This is a genomic window from Blautia wexlerae DSM 19850, from assembly GCF_025148125.1.
Lineage (GTDB): Bacteria > Bacillota > Clostridia > Lachnospirales > Lachnospiraceae > Blautia_A > Blautia_A wexlerae.
In genome coordinates, this window is sequence record NZ_CP102267.1 from 4,337,198 (window position 1) to 4,349,416 (window position 12,219).

Consider the following 12,219-nt stretch of genomic DNA (forward strand, 5'->3'; position numbering starts at 1 on the left):
GGAGGGAGTTTCTATGGCCTATGTACCTGTACCCAAAGACCTGACGAAAGTCAAAACCAAGGTTGCTTTCAACTTAACCAAGCGGCAGTTAGTCTGCTTCGGCGGAGGGGCGCTTTTGGGCGTACCGCTGTTCTTTCTGCTCCGTGGCTCTGCCGGAAACAGTACGGCAGCCCTGTGCATGATGTTCGTGATGCTGCCCTTCTTCCTGCTGGCGATGTATGAAAAGCATGGTCAGCCGTTGGAAAAGATTGTGGGCAATATCATCCGCGTCACGGTGATCCGCCCCAGGCAGCGCCCCTACCGCACCAATAACTTCTATGCCGTGTTGCAGCGGCAGGCAAATCTCGACGAGGAGGTGTCACACATTGTTTACGGCAATCAAAAACTGGCTGCACCGGCTGTTCGGAAAAAACGAGGAAAAAGCTGTGCAGCCGGTCAAAACAAAGAAAAAGCTGTCCCGCGCCGACAGAAAGCAGATTGAAGCTGCGATTGCCCGTGCCAACCGCACGGACAAAAAGGAAAAATCGGCGCAGGACAGTATCCCTTATGAACGAATGTGGCCGGACGGTATCTGCCGGGTATCAGACGGTCACTACACAAAAACCATTCAATTTCAGGACATCAACTATCAGCTTTCACAGAACGAGGATAAAACCGCGATTTTCGAGGGCTGGTGCGATTTCCTCAACTACTTCGACAGCTCGATTCAGTTTGAGCTGTCTTTTTTGAACCTTGCAGCATCGGAGGAAACCTTTGCCCGCGCCATCAACATCCCTCTCCAGGGGGACGATTTTGACAGCATCCGTATCGAGTACATGACCATGCTGCAAAACCAGCTGGCAAAGGGCAACAACGGCCTGATTAAAACCAAGTATCTCACCTTTGGTATTGACGCAGACAGCATCAAGGCGGCCAAGCCCCGTTTGGAGCGCATTGAGACCGATATTCTCAACAACTTCAAGCGGCTGGGCGTGGCGGCGGAAACGCTGGACGGCAAAGCGCGGCTTGCCCAGCTGCATGGTATCTTCCACATGGACGAGCAGCTGCCGTTCCGGTTTGAGTGGGACTGGCTCCCCACCAGCGGCCTGTCCACCAAGGACTTTATCGTCCCCAGCTCCTTTGAGTTCCGCACCGGCAAGCAGTTCCGCATGGGTAAGAAGTACGGAGCCGTCAGCTTCGTACAAATTTTGGCTCCAGAGCTGAATGACCGGATGCTGGCCGATTTTCTGGATATGGAATCCAACCTGATTGTCAGCCTGCACATCCAGTCGGTGGATCAGATCAAGGCCATCAAGACGGTGAAGCGAAAAATCACCGATTTGGACCGCAGCAAAATCGAGGAACAGAAAAAGGCTGTCCGTGCCGGATATGACATGGACATCATCCCTTCCGACCTTGCCACTTATGGTGTCGAGGCCAAAAAGCTCTTGCAGGATTTGCAGAGCCGCAACGAGCGAATGTTCCTTGTGACCTTCCTGGTACTGAACACCGCAGATAATCCCCGCCAGCTGGACAACAATGTGTTCCAGGCCAGCTCCATCGCACAGAAGTACAACTGCCAGCTGACACGGCTGGACTTCCAGCAGGAAGAAGGGCTGATGAGCTGCCTGCCTTTGGGTCTCAATCAGATTGAGATTCAGCGGGGACTGACCACCAGTTCCACGGCGATCTTTGTGCCGTTCACCACACAGGAATTATTCCAGAACGGCAAAGAAGCTCTGTACTACGGCATTAACGCTCTGTCCAACAACCTTATCATGGTGGACCGCAAGCTGCTGAAGAACCCCAATGGCCTGATTCTCGGCACGCCGGGTTCCGGTAAATCTTTCAGCGCCAAGCGCGAGATCGCCAACTGTTTCCTGCTGACTTCCGACGAGGTGGAAATCCTGGACCCGGAAGCGGAATATGCCCCGCTGGTGGAGCGTCTGCATGGGCAGGTCATTAAGATTTCGCCCACTTCCACCAACTATATCAATCCGATGGACCTGAACCTGGACTACTCGGATGATGAAAGCCCGCTGTCCCTCAAATCGGACTTTATCTTGTCGCTGTGTGAGCTGATCGTGGGCGGCAAGGAGGGATTGCAGCCGGTGCAGAAAACCATCATCGACCGTTGTGTGCGGCTGGTCTATCAGGACTATCTCAACGACCCGCGCCCGGAGAATATGCCCATTCTGGAGGATTTGTATAACCTCTTGCGAGCGCAGGAGGAAAAAGAGGCACAGTACATCGCCACGGCGCTGGAAATCTATGTGACCGGCTCCCTCAATGTGTTCAATCACCGAACCAATGTGGACATCAACAATCGTATCGTCTGCTATGACATCAAGGAGCTGGGCAAGCAGCTGAAGAAAATCGGGATGCTGGTGGTGCAGGATCAGGTATGGAACCGCGTTACCATCAACCGTGCCGCCCATAAGTCCACCCGTTACTACATTGACGAGATGCACCTGCTGCTGAAAGAGGAACAGACCGCCGCTTATACGGTAGAAATCTGGAAGCGATTCCGTAAATGGGGCGGTATCCCGACCGGTATCACGCAGAATGTCAAAGACCTTTTGAGCAGCCGCGAGGTGGAGAACATCTTTGAAAACTCCGACTTCGTGTATATGCTCAACCAGGCGGGCGGAGACCGGCAGATTCTTGCCAAGCAGCTGGGTATTTCCCCGCACCAGCTGTCCTATGTGACCCACTCCGGCGAGGGCGAAGGGCTTTTGTTCTACGGTTCCACTATCCTGCCGTTTGTGGACCACTTCCCCAAGAATACGGAACTGTATCGTATCATGACCACCAAACCGTTGGATTTGCAAAAGGAGGATGAGCAGCATGACAAAGAAAGAAATTGAAAAAGGCGCAGGCCGGCTTCTGGCCGCTGTCAGCGGCTGTGAGCAGATGGTAGAACTGCTTCGGGCCGCCGTCCATTACTGCTATGAGCAGGAAAAGACAGCAAAAAATCTCACGCCCAAGGGCTATGCCGGATTTACCCGGATTCACCATATCTGGACAGAGGGCATACCGGATGTTCCCAAGCTGTTTATGGGCAGCTCGGTTCAGGATCGGGACATGGCAAGAGGAACCCTGATGGCGCTTTTCCTGTCCACAACGGTCTTTCCGGCAGAAACCATTCAGATTCCGGTATATGCGGAAACCTGTGTGCTGCTGGATGACCTGATGGCGGGTGGCTGGTATGCGTAAGGAACCGCGCCTGCGTTTTACGGACGAGGAACGCGCTGACCCGGCGCTGGAAAAGCCCATCCGCAAGGCCGACCGGGCCGCCGCCAAAGCAGACAAGGCGCAGGCGAAAATCCCCAAAAAGCAGGTGCGGCAAAAAGCGGTTGACCCTAAGACCGGCAAAGTGACCACCAAACTGGTGCTGGAGGACAAGAAAAAGCCGCCCTCCAAGCTGTCCCATGCGGTGCGGGATGCTCCGGGAGACGCGGCGCTGGGGAAACTCCACAAGGAAATCCGTGAAATGGAACAGGACAATGTGGGCGTGGAGAGCGCCCACAAGTCCGAGGAAGCTGTTGAAACCGGTGTGCGGCTGTTCCGGGAAGGCTACCGCAGTCACAAGCTGAAACCATACCGCAAGGCGGCACAGGCGGAACAAAAGCTGGAAAAGGCCAATGTAAACGCCCTGTATCAGAAGTCTTTGCGGGAAAATCCCCAGCTTTCCAGCAATCCGTTTTCACGCTGGCAGCAGAAACAGGCCATTAAAAAGGAATACGCCGCCGCCAAACGCGCCGGTCAGACCGCCGGAGGAACTGTCAAAACTGCAAAAACCGTTAAGGAAAAGGCACAGCAGGCCGGAGCATTTATTATGCGCCATAAAAAAGGCTTCTTGCTTGTGGGCACGATTTTTCTGCTCATCTGCCTGCTGCTCAACACCATGTCCTCCTGCTCCATGATGGCGCAGAGCATTGGTTCTGCCATTTCCGGCTCTACCTATCCGTCAGATGACCCGGAACTTGTAACGGTGGAGGCCGATTACGCCGCCAGGGAAGCGGCGCTGCAAGCCGAGATCGACAACATCGAAAGCAGCCATCCGGGATATAACGAGTACAGGTATGACCTGGACATGATCGGACATGACCCCCATGAGCTTGCGGCCTACCTGTCTGCCGTGTTGCAGGGCTATACCCGGCAGAGCGTACAGGCGGAGCTGGAGCGTGTGTTCAACGCACAGTATGAACTGACGCTCACCGAGGAAGTCGAGGTGCGCTACCGGACGGAAACCCGAACGGACAGCGAGGGCAACAGCTATACCGTTGAGGTTCCCTATAACTACTACATTTTGAATGTAACGCTCACAAGCAAACCCATTTCCTCCGTTGCCACAGAGCTTTTGACCCCGGATCAGCTGGAAATGTATCAGGTGTACCGGCAGACGCTGGGCAACAAGCCGCTGATTTTCGGCGGCGGTTCCACAAACACCAGCGATTCCGAGAGTTTGGAGGGTGTGGAGTTTATAAACGGCACACGCCCCGGCAACTCGGAACTGGTGGAACTGGCCAAACGGCAGGTGGGCAATGTGGGCGGGCAGCCCTACTGGAGCTGGTACGGCTTCAATTCCCGCGTGGAATGGTGCGCCTGCTTTGTGTCCTGGTGCTATGGGCAGATGGGGCTGTCTGAACCACGCTTTGCAGGCTGCCAGTCCCAAGGGGTTCCCTGGTTCCAATCCCATGGACAATGGGGCGCGCGGGGCTATGACAATCTGGCCCCCGGCGACGCCATCTTTTTCGATTGGGACCTGGACGGCAGCGCCGACCATGTGGGCATCGTCATCGGCACAGACGGCAGCCGCGTTTATACCGTGGAGGGAAACAGCGGCGATGCCTGCAAAATCAGAAGTTACGATGTGAACTACGAGTGCATCAAGGGCTACGGCCTGATGAACTGGTGACAAATCTTTTGATAAGGAGTGATTGATTATGGCTACGAAAATTGAACGCATTGATCGGGAAATCCAGAAAACCCGTGAGAAAATCGCAGAGTATCAGGAAAAGCTGAAAACGCTGGAAGCGCAGAAAACCGAAGTGGAAAATCTGGAGATTGTCCAGATGGTGCGCGCCCTGCGTATGACCCCTGAGCAGTTAAGCGCCATGCTGTCCGGCGGCACGCTCCCCGGTATGGCTGTCCGTGACGAACAGGAGGACACAGAACATGAAGAATAAAATCACAAGAACACTGACCGCTTTTGCCGCCGCCCTTATCCTCATGGGCGGCTTTTCTGTTCCCGCCTTTGCACAGGGCGCGGCCGCAGAGCAGCCCGCCCCGGACGCGACCGACGACAGCGGCGTTGTGGTGGAGGAAAGCGAGGAAGCAAAGCCCCTTACCCCGGACGGGAACGCAACCCTTGTGGACGACTTTGGAGGGAACAAGCAGCTTATCACAGTTACGACCAAAGCCGGAAACTATTTCTATATCCTCATTGACCGAGCCAACGAGGACAAAAAAACCGCCGTCCATTTCTTAAATCAGGTGGATGAAGCTGACCTGATGGCGCTGATGGAGGATGGGCAATCCACCGAGAAACCGCCCGCTGTCTGCAACTGCACGGAAAAATGCGAAGCCGGTGCGGTCAACACCAAATGCGAGGTGTGCAGTACGGATATGACCGGCTGTGCCGGCAAGGAACCAGAGCCGGAAATACCGGAGGAACCTGCGGAGCCTGAGAAAAAAGAATCCGCAGGGTTAAATCCGGCTGTCCTGCTGCTGGTGCTGGCTGTGATGGGCAGCGCTGCCTTTGCCTACTTCAAATTCATTAAGGGTAAGGCCAACCACAAAAATAGCAGCAATCCAGACGATTATGACTATGAGGACGGCGAGGAACTGCCGGACGAGGAAGAAATCGAACTGGAGGACGAGGAATCGGACGAGCTGGACGCTGACAGGGGCGGCGGTGAGGAAAGTGAGGATGACACCCCATGACCCGGTTCACCGACAGCCCCTATGAACGCATGATGACACGCAGGCCGGAGGGCGGGAAGGACACTTCCCGTCCTCTCTCTTTACCCAAAAGCCACCCCTGCTATGGCTGCGGGAATTATGGTCAGCCCTGTGTGGGAGTCTGCCACCGTGAGATGGAACGATGGCTCAAAGAAAGGAAACGAAAAAAATGAGTATTCTGATTACATTTATCAAGCTGCTTGCGGTTTTTGACCTGCTGGTGATCGCCGTGTATTTTGGCAGCGACATTCTCTCAACTGTGTGGAGCAAATTTCGGAAAAAGCCCACACGGGAGGAACCTTTTGATTTCTCCCTGGATGCCGCAGCGGTTCCCCTGTCCATAGATTCCATCCGTCAGCTTTATTCAGGAGACGCGGCGGATTTTGTGGAAGAAAGGCTCCTGCCGGATGCTGCGCAGACAATGGCAGTTTTGACAGTTCGGGAACAGACAGCCGCCCGCCTGCTCTTATCCGCACTGGTAGGCTTTCTGGCAGAAGAAGCCCCAATGGATGAACGGAGCTTCCCTATGGTGATGGAACTTCTGAACTGCATGGAGGGTGAAAAAGAGTATGGATGTCAGGACCCGGTGGATATTTTGTTTGAGGAAACCGTCCGCCGTACCCGCCGCCATGAGGACTATTACAGCAATTATCAACGCTACCGGCTGATGCAGGTGGATAAAACCCGTGTCATTCTGGCCTGCCGTATCCTTATCAACGATTTGCTGGGGAAACTGTACCGCTATGACTACCGGTTCGGCTATGACGACCTGCTGCTGGATGAGGAAAACAGCATTGAGAAAAAACTGCACACGCCTGTGCGGGAAGAATGGGAGGATGAAGATGATGGGATATAAACTGGTAATCGCTGAAAAGCCGTCCGTTGCCCAAAGTCTGGCCGCCGTGATCGGCGCGACCGTCCGCAAGGACGGCTATCTGGAGGGAAACGGCTGGCGGGTCAGCTGGTGCGTGGGCCATCTGGCTGGGCTGGCCGATGCCGATGTATATAACCCGGACTATGCCAAATGGCGCTATGACGATCTGCCCATCCTGCCGGAACACTGGCAGATGGTGGTGGGCAAAGACAAAAAGAAACAGTTTGCTGTGCTGAAACAGCTGATGAACGCTCCGGATGTGACCGAAGTGGTAAATGCCTGCGATGCCGGACGCGAGGGCGAGCTTATTTTCCGCAGTGTCTATGAGCTGGCGGGATGCAGCAAACCCATGAAACGGCTGTGGATCTCCTCGATGGAAGATTCCGCCATCCGGGAAGGCTTTGCAAACCTGCGTCCCGGCTCGGAGTATGACGGTCTGCACCAAGCTGCTCTCTGCCGTGCCAAGGCGGACTGGCTGGTTGGTATCAACGCCACAAGACTGTTTTCGGTGTTGTACCACCGTACTTTGAATATTGGACGTGTCATGTCTCCAACGCTGGCGCTCATCGTCCAGCGGGAAGCCGAGATCGACACCTTCAAGCCGGTTCCGTTTTACACGGTAGTCCTGGAGTTGACCGACTTCTCTGTTTCCGGGGAGCGCATGGCGGACAAGGATGCTGCCGAGCAGCAGAAAGCCGCCTGCCAGGGTGCAGCTGCCACAGTGAAAAAAGTGGAGCGCAGGGACAAATCCGAGAAGCCGCCCGTCCTCTATGACCTGACTACCCTCCAACGGGATGCTAACCGATTGTTGGGATATACGGCCCAGCAAACGCTTGATTATCTGCAAAATCTGTATGAAAAGAAGCTCTGCACCTATCCCAGAACAGACAGCCGCTATCTGACTTCGGATATGGCGGAGGGACTGCCGGTGCTGGTCAATCTGGTTGCCAACGCCATACCATTTCGCAAAGGGATCGCCATTTCCTGTGATGCGGCTCAGGTCATCAACGATAAGAAAGTGACCGATCACCATGCGGTGATTCCTACCCGCAACCTTCAGGGCGCAGACCTGTCCGGCCTGCCGGTGGGCGAAAAGGCGGTACTGGAGCTGGTGTCACAACGCCTGCTGTGCGCTGTGGCGGAACCGCATACTTACTCAGAAACTGCTGTTACCGTGGAGTGTGCCGGTGCGGAGTTTACCGCCAAGGGCAAAACGGTGAAGCGCCTCGGCTGGCGGGCGCTGGACGCGGCCTACCATTCTGCGCTGAAAAATGCGGAACCGGATAAAGAAACCGAGGACAAATCCCTGCCTGAACTAACCGAAGGGCAGAGCTTATCCCTTTCCGGCGCTACCGTCAAGGAGGGCAAAACCAGCCCGCCCAAGCACTTCACCGAGGATACGCTGCTTTCCGCGATGGAAACCGCCGGGAAAGACGATATGCCGGAAGATGCGGAGCGTCAGGGTTTAGGAACCCCGGCCACCCGCGCCGGGATTCTGGAAAAGCTGGTGTCCACCGGCTTTTTGGAGCGCAAAAAGAGCAAGAAAACCGTGCAGCTCATGCCCTCCCATGATGCGGTGTCCCTGATTACCGTTCTGCCGGAACAGCTGCAATCGCCCCTGCTGACCACTGAATGGGAACACCGTTTAAGCGAGATCGAACGCGGCGAACTGGCCCCGGAGGACTTCATGGGCGGGATCGCCGCCATGCTGAAAGAACTGGTGGGAACCTATCAGGTCATCAAGGGGACTGAGTACCTGTTCACGCCGCCCCGCGAAGTGGTGGGCAAATGCCCCCGCTGCGGCGGTGATGTGGCGGAACTGCAAAAAGGGTTCTTCTGCCAGACAGAATCCTGCAAATTTGCCATCTGGAAAAACAACAAGTGGTGGGAATTGAAGCGCAAACAGCCCACCAAGGCCATTGTGACGGCGCTGCTCAAAGATGGCCGCGCCCATGTGACCGGCCTGTACTCCGAGAAAACAGGCAAGACCTACGACGCCACCGTGGTGCTGGAGGACGATGGGCGGTACGCCAACTTCAAGCTGGCGTTTGACCGGCAGAAAGGCGGTGCCAAATGAAGCTGACCCCAATCGAACAGGAAACCATTCTGCTCTACAATCAGGCCGAGGACACCGCCGAAGTTTATACCCATGACCGAAAACTGATGGAGAAGCTGACCCGCCTTTCCCAAAAGCACCCGGAACAGGTTTGTAAAAAAGATAAGCACAATTTTACGGTTCCCAAACGCTGTGTGTCCGTCCGGGAGCCATACAGCAACCAGCGCCGCAAGGCTGCCAGTGAACGGGCCAAGGCTGCCGGGTACAGGCCGCCCATCCCTAAATCGAAATCTGATTGACGATGGGCGCAAATGTATTTGAGACGGTCAAGCAGTCCGTTCCGGTCAAAGAAGCCGCAGAACGATATGGGATTGAGGTCGGACGGAACAGCATGGCCTGCTGCCCCTTTCACGATGACAAAAATCCCAGCATGAAGCTGAATGAGGAATATTTCTACTGCTTCGGCTGCGGGGCAACTGGCGATGTGATCGACCTGACCGCCCGGCTCTACAACCTGTCCCCAAAGGAAGCCGCCGAGAAGCTGGCGCAGGATTTTGGCCTTATTTATGACAGTCAGGCCCCTCCCCGGAGGAACTATGTCCGGCAGAAAACCGAGGCGCAGAAGTTTCAGGAGAGCCGGGACCATGCCTTTCGGGTTTTGGCGGACTACTTCCATCTTCTCCGCAAGTGGGAAATGGGCTACACACCCAAAACACCGGAGGAACCCATGCACCCCCGTTTTTTGGAGGCGGTGCAGCAAAAGGATTATATCGGCTATCTGCTGGATTCTTTTCTGGAGGACAGCCCGGAGGAACAAAAGCTGTGGATCGCTGAACATCAATCAACAATCGCCAATTTGGAAAGGAGAGTGAACATCATGGCTGATAAGCCCACCAACCGGGAACGGTTGCAGGAGATCACGGCGGGCATTGAACAGGGTATCAAGGAACTGTTTGAGAGCGAAAAGTATATGCGCTACCTGTCCGTCATGTCCAAGTTCCACCGTTATTCGGTCAACAACACCATGCTCATCTATATGCAGAAGCCAGAAGCTACCCTGGTGGCCGGGTTCAACAAGTGGAAAAACCAGTTTGCACGCCATGTGAAAAAGGGTGAGCATGGCATCACCATCATCGCCCCCACGCCCTACAAAAAGAAAATCGAGGAAATGAAGCGGGACCCGGACACCCATGCCCCCATTCTGGATGCAGACGGCAAGGCGGTCATGGAGGAAAAGGAAATCGAGATTCCCATGTTTCGCCCGGTCAAGGTGTTTGATGTAAGCCAGACCGATGGCAAGCCCCTGCCGGAGCTGGCCTCCAGCCTTTCGGGGACTGTACCGCACTATGAAGCGTTTCTGGAAGCCCTGCGGCGCTCTGCTCCGGTCCCCATCGAGTTTGAGGCGATGGCCGCCAACATGGACGGCTATTTTTCCCCCGACCAGCAGCGCATCGCCATCCGGGAAGGCATGAGCGAGGTGCAGACCGTTTCCGCCACTGTCCATGAAATTGCACACAGCAAGCTCCATAATCAAAAAGAGGTACAGCTTCCCTATGATGAGGAATATCAGGAAGTTGAGTTATTTGAGAAGCCCGCCCTGTTTTCCAACGGGCGTATTTCCCGTGATGATCTGCCCGAAGGCGTTTATTGCTATGACCTGCGCGGTTCGGATGAAGACCCCGGAGATCCGGTTTCCGTGGAGAATCGAGTTGTTGTAAACCATGTAGGTTCTGTCATTTTAGTCACCCCATTGGAGCTGCCCGAAAGCGGATACCTGCCGCTGACAGAAGAAAACGGCTTGAATTTTAACGGCGGCTTTTCTACCCTTGCCCAATTTTTGCAGGAGCAGAAAAAAGACCGCCGCACAGAGGAAGTGGAAGCGGAAAGCATTTCCTATGCGGTCTGCCAGTATTTTGGCATCCAGACCGGGGAAAACAGCTTCGGTTACATCGCTTCCTGGTCCAAGGGCAAGGAGCTGAAAGAATTACGGGCCAGTCTGGAGACCATCAACAAGACTTCCTGTGAGCTGATTAACGACATTGAGCGCCACTATAAGGAAATCTGTAAGGATCGCGGCATTGACCTGACCGCCAAACAGGAGCCGGAACAGGCGGATATACCGCAGGAAGCCCTGTTTCTTCTGAACGATGCCACCTATCTGCACATTCAGCCGTGCGATACCGGCTGGGACTATACCCTCTATGACAAGGAAACCATGAAAGAACTGGACGGCGGCCAGCTGGATGCCCCGGAACTGTCCCGTTCCGCCGCTGTCCGGCAGATTTGCGAGGGGCTGGAACTGGAAAATCCGTCGATTCAGGATGCCCCGCTGTCTATGATTGCGACCTTGCAGGATGCAGCCTGTCAGCAGATGCAGGAACAGGTCAGCCAGCAGACCGCAGAAGCAACCGCCACCCAGCTGCCGGATGCTCAGGAGCAGGCATTGGACGAGTACCCCATGCCCGACAGCGAGGTATCTGTTTCGGATATGCAGGAATACGGCTATCTTTCTGATGGGATGCTGCCCGTCACCAGAGAACGGGCGCTGGAACTGGACGCTGCCGGTCTGACCGTCTATGTTCTCCATGAAGATAACACGGAAAGCATGGTGTTTGACACCGAGGAAATCATGGAGCATGGCGGGCTTTTCGGCGTGGAACACGAGGAATGGGAGCAAAGTCCACAATTCCATGAAAAGGTGCTGGAACGGCAGGACCGGCAGCTGGAACGGGAGCAGGCGTTTTTCTCCCATGAGGGCAGCTGCTTTGCCATTTATCAGGTGAACCGGGACGATCCGCAGAATGTGCGGTTTATGAATCTGGACTGGCTGCAATCGCACAATCTGGCCGTGGATCGAAACAATTATGACTTAATCTACACCGCCCCGCTGAACGGTTCCGGCAGCACTATGGAGCAGCTGGAAACGCTGTATAAACAGTTCAACCTGCAAAAGCCGGTAGATTTTCACAGCCCTTCCCTGAGCGTCAGCGACATCGTTGCCATCAAGCAGGACGGTAAGGTATCCTGTCATTACTGCGACAGCGTTGGTTTCACCGAGATTCCCGGATTTCTGCCGGACAATCCGCTGAAAAATGCGGAAATGATGCTGGAGGATGACTACGGTATGATCGACGGCATCATCAACAACGGCCCAAAAGAGCCGACCGTGGCGCAGCTGGAACAGCAGGCCCGCAGCGGTCAGCCTATTTCTCTTATGGATTTGGCTGCCGCCCATCGAGAGGAACGGGACAAGAAAAAGTCCGTCATGGAGCAGCTGAAAAGCCAGCCCCGGACGGAACACAAAAAGACAGCGCCTAAAAAGAGCGCGGAAAGGGAGCTTTGA

The 12,219-nt window shown here is 55.0% G+C and carries 11 protein-coding genes; all 11 read left to right on the forward strand.

What is annotated here, in order from left to right:
* The first annotated feature begins 13 nt into the window (after positions 1-13).
* Genes NQ550_RS20190 through NQ550_RS20240 form a run of 11 tightly spaced genes read left to right on the forward strand, consistent with a single transcriptional unit; the run spans position 14 to position 12,219 of the window.
* Entirely contained in the window at positions 14-481 is a 468-nt protein-coding gene (locus NQ550_RS20190; protein ID WP_016147255.1) for a PrgI family protein, read from the forward strand.
* Complete coding sequence (locus tag NQ550_RS20195) at positions 426-2,846, forward strand: VirB4-like conjugal transfer ATPase, CD1110 family (RefSeq protein WP_025579398.1); 2,421 nt, start codon at positions 426-428, stop codon at positions 2,844-2,846. Before NQ550_RS20190 ends, NQ550_RS20195 begins: the two co-directional genes overlap by 56 nt.
* Positions 2,827-3,195 carry a hypothetical protein gene (locus tag NQ550_RS20200; RefSeq protein WP_025579400.1) on the forward strand — a complete coding sequence of 123 codons (369 nt, stop codon included), beginning with the start codon at positions 2,827-2,829 and terminating at the stop codon, positions 3,193-3,195. The genes NQ550_RS20195 and NQ550_RS20200 overlap by 20 nt, the downstream gene beginning before the upstream one ends.
* A complete protein-coding gene (locus NQ550_RS20205) occupies positions 3,188-4,900 on the forward strand; it encodes a C40 family peptidase (protein WP_025579401.1) in 1,713 nt (570 codons plus the stop codon). The genes NQ550_RS20200 and NQ550_RS20205 overlap by 8 nt, the downstream gene beginning before the upstream one ends.
* Before the next feature lie 28 nt (positions 4,901-4,928).
* Positions 4,929-5,171 carry a DUF4315 family protein gene (locus tag NQ550_RS20210; RefSeq protein WP_025579403.1) on the forward strand — a complete coding sequence of 81 codons (243 nt, stop codon included), beginning with the start codon at positions 4,929-4,931 and terminating at the stop codon, positions 5,169-5,171.
* On the forward strand, positions 5,161-5,928 hold the full coding sequence (locus NQ550_RS20215) for a DUF4366 domain-containing protein (RefSeq protein ID WP_025579405.1): 768 nt from the start codon (positions 5,161-5,163) through the stop codon (positions 5,926-5,928). Before NQ550_RS20210 ends, NQ550_RS20215 begins: the two co-directional genes overlap by 11 nt.
* Positions 5,925-6,119 carry a hypothetical protein gene (locus tag NQ550_RS20220; protein WP_025579406.1) on the forward strand — a complete coding sequence of 65 codons (195 nt, stop codon included), beginning with the start codon at positions 5,925-5,927 and terminating at the stop codon, positions 6,117-6,119. Before NQ550_RS20215 ends, NQ550_RS20220 begins: the two co-directional genes overlap by 4 nt.
* The gene (locus NQ550_RS20225) at positions 6,116-6,802 is read left to right on the forward strand and encodes a hypothetical protein (protein WP_025579408.1); all 687 of its coding nucleotides are present in this window, start codon (positions 6,116-6,118) and stop codon (positions 6,800-6,802) included. The genes NQ550_RS20220 and NQ550_RS20225 overlap by 4 nt, the downstream gene beginning before the upstream one ends.
* The gene (locus NQ550_RS20230; RefSeq protein ID WP_044996546.1) at positions 6,789-8,897 is read left to right on the forward strand and encodes a type IA DNA topoisomerase; all 2,109 of its coding nucleotides are present in this window, start codon (positions 6,789-6,791) and stop codon (positions 8,895-8,897) included. Before NQ550_RS20225 ends, NQ550_RS20230 begins: the two co-directional genes overlap by 14 nt.
* The gene (locus tag NQ550_RS20235) at positions 8,894-9,175 is read left to right on the forward strand and encodes a hypothetical protein (RefSeq protein WP_025579411.1); all 282 of its coding nucleotides are present in this window, start codon (positions 8,894-8,896) and stop codon (positions 9,173-9,175) included. Before NQ550_RS20230 ends, NQ550_RS20235 begins: the two co-directional genes overlap by 4 nt.
* A gap of 2 nt (positions 9,176-9,177) precedes the next feature.
* A complete protein-coding gene (locus tag NQ550_RS20240; protein WP_025579413.1) occupies positions 9,178-12,219 on the forward strand; it encodes an LPD28 domain-containing protein in 3,042 nt (1,013 codons plus the stop codon).

What these genes read in the sequence shown, in the direction of transcription:
- NQ550_RS20240 (WP_025579413.1), top strand. Translation starts at nt 9,178, where the DNA reads ATGGGCGCAAATGTATTTGAGACGGTCAAGCAGTCCGTTCCGGTCAAA.
- NQ550_RS20190 (WP_016147255.1), top strand. Translation starts at nt 14, where the DNA reads ATGGCCTATGTACCTGTACCCAAAGACCTGACGAAAGTCAAAACCAAG.
- NQ550_RS20200 (WP_025579400.1), top strand. Translation starts at nt 2,827, where the DNA reads ATGACAAAGAAAGAAATTGAAAAAGGCGCAGGCCGGCTTCTGGCCGCT.
- NQ550_RS20220 (WP_025579406.1), top strand. Translation starts at nt 5,925, where the DNA reads ATGACCCGGTTCACCGACAGCCCCTATGAACGCATGATGACACGCAGG.
- NQ550_RS20230 (WP_044996546.1), top strand. Translation starts at nt 6,789, where the DNA reads ATGATGGGATATAAACTGGTAATCGCTGAAAAGCCGTCCGTTGCCCAA.
- NQ550_RS20235 (WP_025579411.1), top strand. Translation starts at nt 8,894, where the DNA reads ATGAAGCTGACCCCAATCGAACAGGAAACCATTCTGCTCTACAATCAG.
- NQ550_RS20225 (WP_025579408.1), top strand. Translation starts at nt 6,116, where the DNA reads ATGAGTATTCTGATTACATTTATCAAGCTGCTTGCGGTTTTTGACCTG.
- NQ550_RS20210 (WP_025579403.1), top strand. Translation starts at nt 4,929, where the DNA reads ATGGCTACGAAAATTGAACGCATTGATCGGGAAATCCAGAAAACCCGT.
- NQ550_RS20215 (WP_025579405.1), top strand. Translation starts at nt 5,161, where the DNA reads ATGAAGAATAAAATCACAAGAACACTGACCGCTTTTGCCGCCGCCCTT.
- NQ550_RS20205 (WP_025579401.1), top strand. Translation starts at nt 3,188, where the DNA reads ATGCGTAAGGAACCGCGCCTGCGTTTTACGGACGAGGAACGCGCTGAC.